The 15,358-nt window shown below is 67.8% G+C and carries 13 protein-coding genes; 8 read left to right on the top strand and 5 right to left on the bottom strand.

Features of this window, described 5'->3' with window-relative positions; all coding sequences use genetic code 11:
- Window positions 1-28 precede the first annotated feature (28 nt).
- Complete coding sequence (locus tag AB0M15_RS09555) at window positions 29-2,509, bottom strand: hypothetical protein (RefSeq protein WP_363815763.1); 2,481 nt, start codon at window positions 2,507-2,509, stop codon at window positions 29-31.
- 54 nt (window positions 2,510-2,563) lie between these two features.
- Between AB0M15_RS09555 and AB0M15_RS09550 the strand changes: the two genes are divergently transcribed.
- The 6 genes from AB0M15_RS09550 to AB0M15_RS09525 all read left to right on the top strand — a co-directional run bounded on the left by AB0M15_RS09550 (window position 2,564) and on the right by AB0M15_RS09525 (window position 10,515).
- Window positions 2,564-3,553, top strand: coding sequence for a glycosyltransferase family 2 protein (locus tag AB0M15_RS09550; protein WP_363815761.1), 990 nt, complete (start codon window positions 2,564-2,566; stop codon window positions 3,551-3,553).
- A gap of 11 nt (window positions 3,554-3,564) precedes the next feature.
- The gene (rffA, locus tag AB0M15_RS09545) at window positions 3,565-4,719 is read left to right on the top strand and encodes a dTDP-4-amino-4,6-dideoxygalactose transaminase (RefSeq protein ID WP_363815759.1); all 1,155 of its coding nucleotides are present in this window, start codon (window positions 3,565-3,567) and stop codon (window positions 4,717-4,719) included.
- Window positions 4,716-5,537 carry an N-acetyltransferase gene (locus AB0M15_RS09540; protein WP_363815757.1) on the top strand — a complete coding sequence of 274 codons (822 nt, stop codon included), beginning with the start codon at window positions 4,716-4,718 and terminating at the stop codon, window positions 5,535-5,537. Before rffA ends, AB0M15_RS09540 begins: the two co-directional genes overlap by 4 nt.
- A 145-nt stretch (window positions 5,538-5,682) precedes the next feature.
- Window positions 5,683-8,007, top strand: coding sequence for a glycosyltransferase (locus AB0M15_RS09535; RefSeq protein WP_363815755.1), 2,325 nt, complete (start codon window positions 5,683-5,685; stop codon window positions 8,005-8,007).
- A complete protein-coding gene (locus AB0M15_RS09530) occupies window positions 8,007-8,837 on the top strand; it encodes a hypothetical protein (protein ID WP_363815753.1) in 831 nt (276 codons plus the stop codon). Before AB0M15_RS09535 ends, AB0M15_RS09530 begins: the two co-directional genes overlap by 1 nt.
- Complete coding sequence (locus tag AB0M15_RS09525) at window positions 8,830-10,515, top strand: hypothetical protein (protein ID WP_363815751.1); 1,686 nt, start codon at window positions 8,830-8,832, stop codon at window positions 10,513-10,515. The genes AB0M15_RS09530 and AB0M15_RS09525 overlap by 8 nt, the downstream gene beginning before the upstream one ends.
- Here AB0M15_RS09525 and AB0M15_RS09520 read toward each other — a convergent pair.
- Window positions 10,512-11,996 (bottom strand): class I SAM-dependent methyltransferase, encoded by a 1,485-nt coding sequence (locus AB0M15_RS09520; RefSeq protein ID WP_363815749.1) that lies wholly within the window; start codon window positions 11,994-11,996, stop codon window positions 10,512-10,514. The two genes, AB0M15_RS09525 and AB0M15_RS09520, sit on opposite strands and share 4 nt — an antisense overlap.
- 2 nt (window positions 11,997-11,998) lie before the next feature.
- Window positions 11,999-12,952 carry a glycosyltransferase family 2 protein gene (locus AB0M15_RS09515; RefSeq protein ID WP_363815747.1) on the bottom strand — a complete coding sequence of 318 codons (954 nt, stop codon included), beginning with the start codon at window positions 12,950-12,952 and terminating at the stop codon, window positions 11,999-12,001.
- Window positions 12,953-12,991: 39 nt separating this feature from the next.
- Between AB0M15_RS09515 and AB0M15_RS09510 the strand changes: the two genes are divergently transcribed.
- Entirely contained in the window at window positions 12,992-13,489 is a 498-nt protein-coding gene (locus AB0M15_RS09510; RefSeq protein WP_363815745.1) for a MarR family winged helix-turn-helix transcriptional regulator, read from the top strand.
- A gap of 2 nt (window positions 13,490-13,491) precedes the next feature.
- The gene (locus AB0M15_RS09505) at window positions 13,492-13,806 is read left to right on the top strand and encodes a hypothetical protein (RefSeq protein WP_363815743.1); all 315 of its coding nucleotides are present in this window, start codon (window positions 13,492-13,494) and stop codon (window positions 13,804-13,806) included.
- On the opposite strand, the gene pseI is transcribed toward AB0M15_RS09505, so the two are convergent.
- Window positions 13,787-14,845 carry a pseudaminic acid synthase gene (gene pseI, locus AB0M15_RS09500; protein ID WP_363815741.1) on the bottom strand — a complete coding sequence of 353 codons (1,059 nt, stop codon included), beginning with the start codon at window positions 14,843-14,845 and terminating at the stop codon, window positions 13,787-13,789. The two genes, AB0M15_RS09505 and pseI, sit on opposite strands and share 20 nt — an antisense overlap.
- Window positions 14,842-15,354: a GNAT family N-acetyltransferase gene (locus AB0M15_RS09495; RefSeq protein ID WP_363815739.1), complete on the bottom strand. Its 513-nt coding sequence runs from the start codon at window positions 15,352-15,354 to the stop codon at window positions 14,842-14,844. The genes pseI and AB0M15_RS09495 overlap by 4 nt, the downstream gene beginning before the upstream one ends.
- Window positions 15,355-15,358: the final 4 nt, after the last annotated feature.

The following is a 15,358-nucleotide window of genomic DNA, read 5'->3' as shown; positions in this document are numbered from 1 at the left end:
CGGCTCCGATGCGTAGGCGTGCCATCACTCAGGGGAGTTCGTAGACGAGTGCGTCCGAGGCCTTGAAGCGCAAGGTGGCAAGACTGTTCAGAGTGCTTGAGACGATCGTCTGAGTCGGATCCGCGTACAGCCAGCGGACGCCGTACTTCTCCCGCAGCACCCGCAGGTTGTCCCTGGTCGGGGCGACGAAGACGATGTCGTTCTCCTGCAGTCTCGGCTGGTCCCAGAACGGCAGCGAGTTCGGGCCCATTCCGGTCCCTGCAACGAGGTCGTTGAGCGTGTTCGTGTAGCCCCAGCCCTCGATCAGCACGTGCCGTTCGGACAGCGCCGAGATCCAGAAGTGCCGGGCGTCGCAGCCCAGCGTGTTCTTGCTCGCGCAGTGCGCGTTGGTCGCGATCAGTTCGCCGGGAGCGGCGTGGTCGCGCAGCCAGATCGCCGCGGCCGCCTGGCTCCTCGAAGGCCCGAGCAGTTGTTTGTCGGTCTGGGGAGCCAGTACGACCGGCTTGTACTCCGCCATGGCCTGAATCGGGAGGAACAGGCCGGCCCCCATTCCGGCGAGCGCGAAGGAGGCCATCGCGATCCGGGTCGGTCGGCCCCGCCGATGCCCGCCGCGCTTCCACAGGACCGTGAGGACGACGGCGACCAGGAGCAGCAAGCCGATCGTCCACAGCCAGGGCGTGATCAGCCCGTGGAGCGATCCGTCGGCCTGCCGGAACGGCTTGGCATCCGCCTTCACGATCGCCCGCGCAGCCGCCGTCGCCCCGATACCGCCGAGGACGGACGCGAGCACGACGAGATCGGACCACCTGTCCGCGAACCAGAACACCAGCATCCATACGCCGGCCGCAGCCAGCGCAGCGATCACCGGTACCGCGGTGCGGTGGAAGTACAGCTGGCTGGTCCCCGGCTGGTCGGTCAGGATCATCGCGCAGAAGCCGGCGATCGAGATGCCGACCAGGAAGATCATCCCCGGATCGCGGAACCAGCGGGCCGCCGTACCGGTGAGGATGATCAGTCCGGCGGTGCCGAGTACCAGGCCGAGGCAGGCCGTGATCCCGCTGATCCAAATCGCACTGTGATCGAACTGGCCCGATGGCAGCGGATCGGCGATCAGCGGGTAGATGCCGATCTTGGCGAAGGTCACCCAGGGCTTCACCGCGAGCCCGGACGAATGCATGCCGAAGACCACGACGATCGAGGCCGCGAAGATGCCGCCGAGCGCCACCGCGATGAGTACTGCGGACCGGGCCAGCCGGCCATAGCAAAGCCGGACGAAGACGACCAGGGCGAGCCCGCAGATGATCAGAGGCAGCACAGTCGCCTTGGACCCGGACCCGGCCGCCGCGATCACGACGAACATCACCCAGGTACCGGGCGAACTCCGGCCGCGCAGCAGATCGACGCCGATGAGGGCCAGCAGCGTGATCAGCGCACCGCCGAGGTTCTGCGTCGGGCTGCCCCAGACGTAGTTCATCAGGCCTTCGGACAGCAGCGCGCCCTGTGGATAAGCGCTGACCGTGCCGCCGATCGAGGCGACTGCGATCGCCAGCGGACCCGCCCAGCGTGAGCTCGGGGCCAGCCGGTCGGTGAGGGCGAAGATCAGTGCGGTCCCGGCGATCAGCAGCGGCACCCAGCCGATCGTGTAGACGAGGTCGGTGAGGTCGATCCCGGTCGCCCACGAAGTGGCGGCAGTGAACTGGTGCCAGAAGTAGTGGTAGTCCATCTGCTCGCCGTTGACGTACGGCGCCTGCAGCGGGAAGTCGTACTTCGCGCTGGCCGACAGTGCTTGGTGGAACGCCATGTCAGGCGAGTTGGAGCGGGCATCCGTGTAGGGCGCCGGCAGCAGGTTCCGGTATCGCCCAGTGCCGTACAGCGGCAGCGCACAGGCGGCGACGATCAGCCAGGCGGTCACCGGATTGATCGGGCGCTCCACCTTGCTCAGCACACGCCGGCGCCACCTCGGCACCGACACCCCGGCCATCAGTACCGGCGCGGCCCACAGCCAAGCCCACTGCTGCAGCCCCAGCGGTGCAACGCCCATGTAGACGAGCAGCAGGATGGCCACGCCGACCAGCGACCCGGCGGCGACATCCTCGATCAGGTTGTGCCGGAACGGGCTGGCCAGCCGCCAGAGGATGAAGCCCGGCAGCGTCAGCCCGAAGACCCAGAACCGCAGTAGCGCCACGATGCTGTCGCCGGACGCATGCCCGGCCATCAACCAGATCGCCAGCACGGCCAGAGCAACCCCGGCACCGGCCTTCACCAGGCGCGCGGTCAGCGTCTCCGGAGCCTGGCGTGCCGCTGGCTGGGGAGGGCGGAGGACGGCCCGCAGTTTCCGTGCCGACGCCCGCCGCATCCGCGACGTGGCCCGCAGCCGGGCCGCTTCCCGGAGCCGGTTCTCCTCGATCTCCCGGGCTCGTTCCAGCTGGCGAGCGGTCTCGCGCAGCTGGGCCGCCTCGCGCCTGCGTTCGGCGAGGCTGCCGGGCGGATCGCCCGTCACGATTGACACCAGAGCAGCCTAGTGCCGCTGGCGGCTAGTAACCTCCCCGGCAAGGAGGTCTGTATGGCATCCAGCCAGCCGGTTCTGTCCGTCGTCGTACCGATGTACGACGAGGAAGAGGTGCTGCCGATCTTCTTCGAGCGAATGCACCCCCTGCTGGACGGTCTGGGGATCTCCTACGAGGTCCTGGTCGTCGACGACGGCAGCCGGGACAAGACGGCCGCCCTGGTCACCGATGCCACGGCCCGTTGGCCGCAGCTCCGCCTGGTCCGGCTGCTTCGCAACTCCGGTCACCAGGCCGCTCTGTCGGCCGGCTTCCGCAGGGCGCGCGGGGAGTACCTCGTCACGATCGATGCCGACCTGCAGGACCCGCCCGAGGTCATCGCCGAGTTGCTGGCCACTGCCCGGGACAAGGACGTCGACGTCGTGTACGGCGTGCGTTCCGACCGCTCGAGCGACTCCTGGCCGAAGCGGACGACCGCCCGGATGTACTACCGGCTGATGTGCCGTCTGGTCGGCAAGGAGATCCCGTTTGACGCCGGTGACTTCCGGCTCGTCTCGCGACGAGTAGTGGACGCAGTGAACGGGTTGCCCGAGGACGGCCGGGTGTTCCGGCTGGTGATCCCGTGGCTGGGCTTCCCGAGCGCAGAGGTCCCGTATGTCCGCGCGGTACGGGCGGCAGGCGTCACGAAGTACAACTGGACGAAGATGTTCCGGCTGGCGTTCGACAGTGTGACCGCGTTCTCGGCCGCGCCGCTGCGGCTGGCCACCTGGCTCGGGTTGCTCGGTGGGCTGCTGTCCTTCGCGATGGTGATCGGTGCGCTGATCATCAAGCTGTCCGGCAACAGCATCCCCGGCTGGACGTCGACAGTGCTCGCAGTGGGCGTGATCGGCGCGATCCAGTTGCTCTGCCTCGGCCTGCTCGGTGAGTACGTCGCTCGCTTGTTTCAATCGAGCCAGCGGCGGCCGCAGTTCCTGGTCGGCTACGACAGCCTCGAGGATCCGGGCCACCACAGCTATGCCGAGGCGATCGAAGCGCAGGAGAAGGACTAGTCTTCTGCTCTATGCCGGAGCTGTCGCCGATCCCGTTCGTCAAGGCGTACCTGGCGGGTGACGAGCTCGCGTATGTGAGCCGGTCGTTCACCTCCGCCGCGGTCACCGGAGACGGTCCCTTCACCGCCCGGGCGACCGAGCTGATCACCAAGCTCACCGGCGGGCTGGCATCGTTGCTGACCACGTCGTGCACGCATGCGCTGGAGATGACCGCGCTGCTGCTCGACCTCGCTCCGGGCGACGAGGTGATCATGCCGTCGTTCACCTTCGTCTCGACGGCCAACGCCTATGTACTGCGCGGCGCGGTGCCCGTCTTCGTGGACATCCGCCCGGACACCCTCAACCTCGACGAGACCCAGCTCGAAGCCGCAGTCACCGACCGGACCAAGGCGATCGTGGTCGTGCACTACGCCGGCGTCGCGGCCGCCATGGACGAGGTACTGGTCGTCGCTGCGAAGTACGGGCTGGCGGTGATCGAGGACAACGCGCACGGGCTCGGTGGGACGTACCGGGGTCGGCCGCTAGGTTCCTTCGGGGTGATGGCGACGCAGTCGTTCCACGGGACCAAGAACGTGCACTGTGGCGAAGGCGGTGCGCTGGTGCTCAACGACGCCGACCTGCTCGCGCATGCCGAGGTGATCCGGGAGAAGGGCACCAACCGGAGTCAGTTCTTCCGCGGGCAGGTGGACAAGTACCGCTGGGTCGACGTCGGCTCCAGCTATCTCCCGGCTGATCCGCTTGCTGCCTTCCTGACGGCGCAGCTGGAGCAGTTCGACCGGATCCAGGCGCCGCGGCACGCGATCTGGCAGCGGTACGACGAGGAGCTCGCCGTCTGGGCTGCGTCGCGCGGGGTCGGCGTACCGACCGTGCCGGCCGAGTGTGTCCATCCGGCTCACCTGTACTACCTGCTCATGCCGTCGCACGAGGACCAGCAGGGTCTCATCGCGCACCTGCGGGAGCTCAACATCAGCGCGCCCTTCCACTACCTGCCGCTGCACTCGTCACCGGCCGGTGAACGCTACGGCCGGGTCGCACCTGGCGGTTGCGAGGTCACCGAGCGAGTGAGCGACCGGCTCGTCCGCTTGCCGCTCTACAGCCAGCTCACGTCCGACGAGCAGGCCCGTGTGATCGACGGTGTCATCTCCTACGACCTGGTTGCCGCATGAGCTGGTACGACGCCCTGGAGTCCGGCGAGCTGACCAGCACGCCGGGTGAGTACGAGGCGAAGCGGTTCGGCGTCTCCGTCGACCGCATCTCGGTGTCGGCCTCCGCCGGTACGCCGGTGGACGAGGTGCTCACCGCTGTCGACAAGTCCTCGGCGGATGTCGTCATCCTGCGCTACCCCGCGCGTGAGGTGACCTGGTTCGCGGCGCTCGCCACTGGGACGCGAACCGCACTGCTGGCCGACAGCCTCGTCTACTGGTCGCTCCCGGTCGGCAAGGGTCGTCGCCCGGCGCCACTGGCCGGGTTCAGCGCGAGCCTGGAGAAGGTGGTCGACGACACGCTCGTGGACGACCTGGTGGGCGACATCTTCGGCGACTACGGGAACCACTACTGTGCCAATCCGCTGTTCAAGCGCTCCGAGGCGCTCGCCGGGTATCAGGAGTGGGCCCGGCGCAGCGTGGCCGACGCGGGTGCGGTCGTGCTGCGTGGGCCCGACCGGCGGGTGCTCGCACTGGCGACCATCGACCAGGAGAGGTCGTGGACCGAGGTCCAGCTTGCTGGCGTAGTACCGGCTGAGCAGGGGCGCGGGCGGTACGGGCATCTGTTGGCCGCTGTAGAGGATGCGAGCACCACCCGACGGTTGGTGATCTCCACCCAGGGGCATAACACCGGTGTCCAGCGCGCTTGGGCGCGCTACGGTTTTGAGCCTGTCCACACCCTGCTGACAGTGCACTTAGTAGCCGATCGGTTACTCTTAACGCCTCGTGTCGACGGTTGTTTGGCGCTTGCGGCGCCCAGGCACGCACCTCGCGGCACTTGACGAGCATCCACGATGCTCCGCATCGAGGACGCTCCTCAAGCACCGCGATGCACGCACCTGAACACCACAATCACTCAAACAACCGCCGACACGAGGCGTTAGCATGACGAATCGATTGAACTGAGCCGAGGAGACAGAAGCAGTTGTGACGCCGCGGCTGAGCGTGGTTGTGCCGTTCTACAACGTCGGGGAGTACATCGGGGACTGCCTCGAGTCGATCGCCCGGCAGACCTTCGCCGACTTCGAGGCGATCCTGGTCGACGACGGGTCGCCGGACGACAGCGCGGCGATCGCGAAGGACTTCTGCGGCCGTGACTCCCGGTTCCGGATCGTCGAGCAGCACAACCAGGGGCTGGGACCGGCGCGGAACACCGGCGTCCGGGAGGCTCAGGGCGACTACCTGACCTTCGTCGACAGCGACGACCTGGTCAGCCGGCACGGGTTCGAGTGGCTGATCCGGACGCTCGACGAGACCGGCTCCTGCCTGGCCGGCGGTAACGCGCGGCGGTTCAACAACAGCGCCGGCGTCCGGCCGTCGTGGATCCACCGGCTGCCGTTCGCCAAGGACCGGATCGCGACCCACGTGATCGAGACGCCCGACCTGATCCTCGACCGGATGATCTGGAACAAGGTCTACCGGCGGTCCTTCTGGGACGAGCACGGGTACGAGTTCCCCGCGATCAGGTACGAGGACTACCCGGTCACCCTGCAGGCGCACCTGGACGCGGTCACCGTCGACGCGATCGCCGCACCGGTCTACTACTGGCGCGAGCGGGAGTCTGGGGAATCGATCACGCAACAGAAGTTCCAGTTCGGCAACCTGGCCGACCGGGTGACGTCTGCTGAGCTCGTGCTGGACCTGATCGACTCCGGCGGCCCGGGCCTGGGCGAGATCCGGCGACGGGTGCACTCGCACTTCACCCAGATCGACATGCTGACGCTGATGATGGCCTTCGGCGCCGTGCCGGAGTCGGAGGAGCAGGAGCTGGTGCTGCTCGCCTCCAGGTTCTTGGAGCGGCTCGATCGTTCGGTGCTCACGCGTGCCCACGGGTACGACCGGCTGCAGCATGCTGCGCTGCGGGCCGGGGATGTCGAGCTGCTTCGGCGGTTGGCGCACTTCCGCAATGAGGGTGGTCTGCGTGGCGGTGCCCGGGCGCTGCCCAAGCCGGGTCGGCGGCGGCAGTTCGAGCACAACTATCCGGGTGTCCACGAGGCGAACACGGCGATCCCACGGTCGCTCTACCAGCTGCCGGCCCGGGAGCTGACGCTCGCGACCACGGTTCAGGACGTCAGCTGGCGAGATGGCGGGCTGGCGATCAACGGCACCGCCGAGATCCGGCACCTGGCGACGGATGCCGCGTCGTCGGCGTTGCGGATCGCGCTCGTGGTCGACGGGGCCGAGACGCCGTTGGCGGTACGGCGGCACGAGGCAACTGACTCGCACGGGGATACGGCTCTCGTCGGGTTTGAGGTGCACCTCGACAAGCCGTTGCTGGCCAGGCTGTCCGCGTCGGGGGCGCCGGGGCATTTCGCCGTACGGATGCGGGCCGGGAAGGCGCGGCGGGAAGGCAAGCTCCGTGGGCAGAAGGCGGGCAGCCCGGGGTGGCCGCCCGGCAACTGGATCTGCGCGAACAGCTGGGTCCAGCCCGGCCCCGGGGCCGATGGAGCGTTCGTACTGCGCCGGATGGTCGACCCCTGCCGGTTGACGTCCGTCGAGCAGTTCGAAGACGCCCTGGTACTACGGGGTCGCGTGCCCGCGGCTCTCGACAATCCGCAACTGCAGCTGACCCGGCCGCTGTCGGGACAGGACCAGGTGCTGTCGGTCGAACTGTCGAGCGACCGTCGGTTCAGCGTCCGGATCCCTTATGCGCCGATCATCGCGGAGACGAACCCGGACGACCCGTTCACGCAGCGGACCACCTGGGCGTTCCGGATGGTGGGTAGCGACGGAGCCGAGAAGCTGTTGCTGTGGACGGCCGAGGACCAGGCGGTCAATCACCTGGAGCAGGGCCGGCTGGTCTCGCTGACCCGGTCGACCGGCGGTTACGTCAACCTGCACGAGGGACCGGCCCGGCTGGTCGCCGAGCGGGCGTTGATCGTTGCTGAGAGCAATGAGTTGCGGATCAGCGGGCCGTTGACCGATGTCACTCACAGCTTCAGCTGGCGGCGGTACATCGATGACTCGGACGACCACCTGGACGTGGCGTGCCGGAGCGCGTTGTCAGACGGACAGTGGACAGCTTCGGTGAAGCTGCCGGCGTTGGTCCCGGAGAATCCGGTCGCGCACGCCGTCGATCCGCTGGCCAGCTTGGCGGACTGGGTGCTCTTCGCGGTCGCCGCCGATGGTTCGGCGCAGGCTGTGCAGTGTGAGCCGTTCCTGGCCAGCCGGTTGCCGTTGGTGGTCGAGCAGAATGGTCACTTGCTGGGTGTGCGGCCGCACGCAGGCACTCTTCACGTCGAGGTTCGCTGATGCATCACCACAATCATTACTACGGGCAGGCGCACATCCTGGCGCGGTACGCCGGGCTCGATGACGCGTATCCGCCTCGCCTGCGCGGCTACCTGCAGCACGGCTGGAACATCGGCGACGGCTGGAATCCGGTGCACGAGTTCTATGACGGTGCGTGGCGCTTCACCTGGAGTGACGCGGTGCGTCGCCGCGGGCATGCGCTGGGGCGTCGGAACTATCACAGCATCGGCGCGCCTTTCCTTTACCTGCTGGATCTCGAGCCTTCGCTGGGGGTCGTACCGGAGGAGGAACGGGAGGGGACCTTGTGGTTCCTTTTCCACGGTTGGGAGGGCGGCAAGATCGAGGGTGATCACAAGCGCCTGATCGACGAGATCCGGGAGACCGAGCCGGGGCCGGTGACGTTCAGCCTGTACTACACGGAGTACGACCGGCCGGAGATCCGTAAGTCGTACGAGGATGCGGGCTTCCGCGTGGTGTCCTTCGGACGGCGAGGTTTCTCCTACGAGGGCACGGATCCGCGGTTCCTCTACAAGCAGCTCGCGGAGCTGCGCAAGCACAAGCGGGTGGCGGCGAACCGGCTGTCCACCGCAGTCTTCTACGGGATCGCGGCGGGCTGCGAGCCGGCCGTCTACGGCGATCCGATGCAGATGGCGGGCGAGAACCCGCTGTTCGGCGGCGAGGCGCGGATCGCCCGGCTCTGGCCCGAGATGCTGGGCAAGGAGATCGATCTGGCGGCCGCGCGGGCGACCACCGAGCTGGAACTGGGCGTGCCGTGGATGATGCCGCCCGCCGAACTACGGATGTTGTTCGATTGGAGAGAGCGTGTCTGACAACCAGCTGGCCGTCGAGGTGGTTCGCGGTGAGATGCAGCCGTGGAGCGACTACAACGGCAAGCGTGGGGCTGTCGGGGGCCCGGTACTCCGGACCCTGCTGAACGACGTACTGCCTGCTGGGGCACGCACCCTCATCCTCGGCCCCCACGCGGCCGACCTCGTCTCTGTGGTGGTGGGCAAGTCCTCCGCTGCCACCATGCTCGTCCGCTCGGTCTCCGACGCTGCCGCCTTGTCTGAGCAGTTCCCGGACTTGCAGGTCATCGCGGGTGCCCTCGACGGCCTGACCGGTACCGCCTACGACGCGGTCGTCGCCGTCGACGGCCTGGACCGGGTGCTGGGCTACGACAGCCCGGACCTCACCTGGCCGCAGCGGCTAGACGCGCTGGCCACCCTCTGCACTCCCTCCACTGTCTTGGTCCTGGGCCTCGAGAACGAGTTCTCCCTGACCAACCTCCTGGACAGCCGTCTCCCCGCCAACCGCCACGGCGACGACGACTGGAGCCCCCTCCACGAGGACCCCGCGCGCCCGGTCTCCGCAGTCCAGCTAGCCGCCGAGCTGGCTCGCGTCGGTCTGCCCTTGCAGTCCGTCTATTCGTCCTTCAACGGCACCTTGGTGGCAGTGGACGTCGCCGCAGCCGCCCGCCCCGGCACCCTCCCCACCCGGCTGGCTGTCGAGGCTCTGGAGTCCAGCGACGTTCCCCTGCTCGCTCCGATCGCCGAGGGCGCGGAGACAGCAGCTCGAGCCGGTCTGCTCGCGTCGACCTCGACGGGTTGGCTGGCAGTCACTGCTGCTGCGAAGCACGCCATCTACACCGACAGGCTGACGGCCGACCGAGCTGAGGACCGCTGGTCGATCGCCGCCGTTGCTGCTGAAGCAGACGACGGGACCGCGTCGGCCGTGCCTTCGGAGCGCTCGACGGAGGTGCGGTACGACTCGTCGGTGGTTCCGCCCACCGTGTCGGCGGGGAGCAGCGTCGAGACCGTGCTGCTCCGACTGGCGGCGGCTGAGGACGTACCGGCGTTCCGCGAGCTGGCCGGTCGGCTTGGTGAGTGGGCGTTGGCGCAGACCGGCCAGGTCGTTCTCCGGTGGGATGACGTCACCATCGACGGGGACTCGTTTGCGTTTGGGGTCTCCGGGTGGGTTGCTGAGGCTGGGCGTAGTGAGGTGCTGGCGGCTGCTTGGGTGCGGTTCCATGAGCGGTTGATCGGTGGGCATCGACGTCACCCGTGGCCGCCGTGGATGGTGGGGGACGACCTCGTCAGCACCTGGCTGGCGATGTCGGGTGGGTCTGCGGATGATGTTGCTCGGGGCAAGGAGTTGGCCCGGGCGTTGTCGGCTGCGCTGGGCCGGGTTGAGTCGGCGGCTCCCGACGTACGGACTGCTTTGGCTGATGCCGAGCGGGCCAAGCATGAGTTGTTCGAGCTGCAGGGGCACGTGTTCGGGCTGGAGCGGACGATCGGGTTCCGGGACAAGGCGCTCAAGACTCGCGAGACGCGGCTTCGGGAGATGCGGCTTCAGGTTCAGAAGACTAATGCCGAGCGCACTCGCTTCCGCAACTCTCGCGCCTTCGCCGCCGCCACGCTGATCCGCAAGGCGGCGCTCATCCGCAACCCGCGCAAGTTCGCCTACAAGGTCAAGCGCCGCCTGAAGAAGAAGCTCGGCAACAGGTTCTAACGCCTGGCTATCAACAGTTGATGAGTGTCCGGCCAGTCGACGGCCTCGCCGGTGACGGTGCTGAGTGAGGCGACCGGAGCGATCCGGTTGTCGATCACCCAGTCGTTGCGCCACGCCTTCGACGCCGGGTCGATCGTGAACCCCGCCTGCTTGGCGACCGCCGACCAGCCGGCGAAGTTCAGCCCGCAGAACTGCTCGTGCGTCTCGCTCAACCAGTTGTCCACATAGTCCTTGCGCGTCAGGAAGTCCATCGCGTCCGCCAACCGCAGTACCAGCTTCCCGTCCCGCTCGACGTACTCGAAAGGCACCGAAGCATTCCGCCGGAAGTCCTGCGCGAACTGGAAGAACCGCGCCCGCGTCGACAACCCGGAGATGTAGGCAGCCGGATCGAGCAGCGCCTCCAACTCAGCAGGCTGACCCGGATTGGACCCATCGCTGTCATCCAGAGCCAGTACTACGCTCCGCTCCGGCTCACCAGGTCCGCACACATCGGAGTTGACCCACACCCCACCCGGCGCAGTGTGCGCGTAGAGCGCGTCGGCGAAGCGCTGCACGGTCGCCGGGCGCGACCCATCGGCGTACGACCAGATCTCGTGGGTCAACGCCAACGTGAGCGTCGTGTCGATCGAGCGTGCCGGGAAGACGGCCGAGCCGAGCATGTTGCGCTGGTAGAAGTAGACGTTCGGGTTGTGGAAGAGCCCTTGCTCCTTCTTGTGCACGCATTCGGCGTACAGGTGCCGCGCGACCTCGACCCCGATCAGATCCGACTCGTGGAACCGCGGATCCCCGTCGATGAGCTGCAGTGTCGCGCCGGTCGCGCAGCCGATGTCGAGGATGCGTCCGGGCCGGACGAAGTCCTTGATCTGCTGCCATTTCCGGTCGGCCGCCGTCTCGAAGGCGTCCGCGTAGGTCTTGTAATCGCGCGTCGTGGTCAGCCCGCCGTCATCCCCGACCACCGGGTCGTTGACGCAGCGCTGGATCTGCGCGTCGAGGCGATAGCGGTCGAAGACGTCAACCGTCGCCGGATGCGCCAGCTTGCGCCAGTCATCATTGCCAGCGGCAATCATCAGCAGGACGTCCCAGGGTCGCGGCTGATCCTCGGGCTCGACGCCGATCACCTGGTACCCGAGGTGTTCGTACAGTTTGGCGACCTCAGCCGTCGAGCAGGCGACCACCGTGTTCGTCGGGTCCAGCTGGACCTCGTCGTCGGTACCGGCCTCGACTGCCTTGATCGTCACGTCGGCGAAGTCGTCCGTCGGTGGGGTGTCGACCACGCCGATCACCAGCGACCGGATCCCGACGGCCACGCTGAGCCGCTCGATCGCGGCCTCGCGCCGGTCGAACGGCACCGGGTTGCGCTTGGTGGTGTGGTGGTTGGCCGACGTCACCGCCCAGACGATCGTCGCGTCGTACCGGCGCAGGAACTCCGCCTGGTAGCGCGTCAGGACGTGATGCCGGCCGGGGAACAGCAGGTACTCCATGGTCAGTCAGCCTCACGCTTGATGTCCGGATGGGCGTCCACGTCGGTGCGCTCGCGGATCACGTACGTCGGCCGGCCCATCGACCCCGAGTGCAGGCGGCCGACGTACTCACCCAGTACGCCGAGCGCGAGCATCTGCGCGCCGGAGAACAGCGCGACCATCGACGCGATCGTGGTGAACCCGGCGACCGTCGTCGCGCCGGTGATGTACTTGACGATGATCACGCCGAACAGCCCGACGCCGAACACCGCGCAGATGAACCCGAGGTACCCGACCAGCCGCAGCGGCTCCACGGAGTACCCGGTGATCAGCGTCAGCGAGTGCTTCATCAGCATCCAGGTCGTGTAGTTCGACTGGCCGGCCGCGCGCGGCTCCATCCGTACCGTCGTCTGCGCGATCCGCGTCGTCGACCACGACAACGCGACATCCACCGAGGCGTGCGGCCCGTCCAGCCCGTCGAACCCGTCGCGCAGGAAGGTACGGAACGCCCGGAACGCGCTGATCGACCGCGCATCCCGCACCGCCATCGCGGACGCTAGCGCCCCCTTCACCAACCGCGACGAGAAGCTCCGCGCAAACCCATGCTCTTCCTCGGTCGGTACGCCGTACACGAGGTCGACATCATCCGTCAGCGCCCGCAGCAACACCGGCACCTGATCGGCAGGATGCTGCAGATCGTCATCCATCGTCACGACGACTTCGTACCGAGCGTTCCGAACGCCCGCGATCAACGCATTGTGCTGCCCGTAGTTGCGGGCCAGCCGCATCGCCCGCACTTCGTCGTACTTGTTGGCCAACTCGCTGGCGACCTGCCAGGTGTCGTCCGGACTCCCGTCCACCACCAGCACGATCTCGAACCCGGTGGTCGCGCCGGGCAGCACCTGAGTGAGGTCCTCGACAAGTCGCGGAAGGGTCGCACCCGACCGATAACACGGCACGACAACAGAAACGAGCACTGCCCAACCCTAATCCATCAGCAGTGATATCGTTCCTTCATGGAACGAACGAAGGTGGCGGAGGAGCTGGCCGGGGTGGTGGTCGGTTTCGTCGGCGCGGCCCAGCGGGGGATGGTGGCCAACTTCGACCTGGCCAGGGTGTCGGTGCTGAGCGCCGTGGCCGCCGATGGGCCACTCCGGCCGCGGGAGGTCGGCAAGCGGCTCGGGATGGCGCCGTCGTCGGTCACCCGGCACATCCAGGCGCTGGAAGATGCCGGACAGTTGACCGTCGAGCCCGATCCCGAGGACCACCGGACCTGTCTGCTCGAGGCGACCGAAGCCGGGCGGGGTGAGCTGGACAGCCTGCAGGCGGTCGGCGGGACTGTTCTGGGTGAGGTGGTCGCGGACTGGTCGCAGAAGGACATCGTCACCTTGTCCAGCCTCTTGCAACGGCTTGTCGCGGACTGGGCGGAGCGCGGCGAACAGGCTCGGACGAAACCCCCGCCCGATCGCCGGCCGCGCTGGCGCCACCCGGTGCCAAGCCAACCGAAGGACTGATGATGCCCCGGAGCCTGAAGCTCGCCCGGCGTGCTGTCGGTGGGGTGATCTTGGTCCACGTGGTAGCGCTGATTCCGTTGCTGCTCGCGTTCCGGCTCAGGACGCTGAAGGCTCACAAGCGGATCTTCCTCACGGTGTTGCTGGGGATCCAGTTGCTTGCGCATGCGAGCTTGCCGATCACGCTGCACGAGTTGCCGGGCTACGGCGGTGCGGTGATCGCGGTGCAGGCAGTGTCGCTGGTGTTCGAGGTCTCGGCGTTGTGGTTGCTCTGGGCAACCGATGACTCGAAAGCCTGGTTTACAGCACGTCCCAGGTGAGCGGCGTCCCGGCCGGTACGTCGATGCGGAACGGCCGGCCGTCGACGGTGGAGTAGGCGTCGGGCTGCAACCCGCCGGCGGGGCGGACCGAGCGGACGTTGTCGGGCGAGACCCGCTCGCCGGCCTTGACGTCGCGGGTGACGTAGAGGGACCGGCGGAAGCGAAGGACGTTCTGCTCGGCCTGCTTGGGACCGATCACCGGCTCGCCGAGGGCCTCGTGGGCGATCGTGGTGCCTTCGACCAAGGCTCGCACCTCGTGGGGCTCCAGTGAGAATGCGGAGTCGACGCCGCCGTCGTCGCGGGACAGGGTGACGTGCTTCTCGATGACGGTGGCGCCGAGGGCCACCGCGGCGATCGAGGCGCCGATGCCCATCGTGTGGTCCGACAGGCCGACCTGGACGCCGAGCGCGTCACGGAGTACCGGTATCCCCCGCAGGTTCGACTGGTCGGCAGGGGCCGGGTAGCTCGCCGTGCAGGACAGGACGACGATCTGCTCGTTCCCGGTCGAGCGGGCGGCGCGGACGGCCGCGTCGATGTCGGTGAGCGTCGCCGAGCCGGTGGAGATGATGATCGGCTTCCCGGTCGCAGCCATCGCCCGGACCAGCGGCAGGTCGCCGATCTCGTTCGAGGCGACCTTGTAGCCGGGGACGTCCAGCTTCTCCAGCAGTTCGATCGCGGTCAGGTCGAACGGCGACGCGAACGCGACCATGCCGAGCGAGTTCGCCAGCTCGAACAGCGGCTCGAACCATGACCAAGGCGTGTGCGCCTCTTCGTACAGCTCGTGTAGGTGGCGGTCCGCCCACAGCTTGTGGTCGCCCGGCAGCCGGAACGCGGGCAGGTCGACGTCGAGCGTCATCGTGTCCGCGGTGTAGGCCTGCAGCTTCAGCGCCTGGACGCCGGTGTCGCCCATCGCGCGGACGATCTCCTTGGCTCGCTCGAAGTCGCCGTTGTGGTTGCCGGACATCTCCGCGATCACGAACGGCCGGTGCTCCGGGCCGATCGGGACGCCGCCGAAGTCGATCGTGCGGGTGGCGCTCATCGGGTCTCCTTCGGCTTGCGCCGGTCGTCTCTGGACAGCTTGATCGGGATCACAGTGAGCTCGCGGCCGTCGGCGTACCGGAGCTCCGGCTCGCCCTCGGTGAAGCGGAACCGGCGGTTCATCTGCCGGACGACGGTGTTGTGCTCGAGCACCTCGCCGGTCAGCTCGTCGAGGCCGAGGGTGTCGAAGGCGTACCCGGTGGCCTCCTTCATCACCTCGATCCAGGCGGGCAGCGTCTCGCCGGTCTCGGCCAGCCCGTCGGCGTCGAGGAAGAATCCCCAAGTGCCGGTGCCCTGCTGGAGGTCGAAGAAGTTGACCACGCCGGCGGTCCGGCCGTCGCGCTCGTAGATCAGCACCCGGCGGCTCGGGTCGACGCTCGCCTTGGCCCACCAGCCAGCGTGCTCCGCGGCGGAGATCTCGTGCGTGGTGATGCTGACGTCCCGGTTGGCCTGCTGGTTGCGCAGTGCCCGGATGGTATCGACGTCCTCGTCCGTGGCCTGGCGCAGCATGGCC

This window comes from Kribbella sp. NPDC051718 (genome assembly GCF_040681515.1).
Classification (GTDB): domain Bacteria; phylum Actinomycetota; class Actinomycetes; order Propionibacteriales; family Kribbellaceae; genus Kribbella.
The sequence above is the reverse complement of the archived record's forward strand: the minus strand, read 5'-3'. Positions and strand labels throughout refer to the sequence as shown.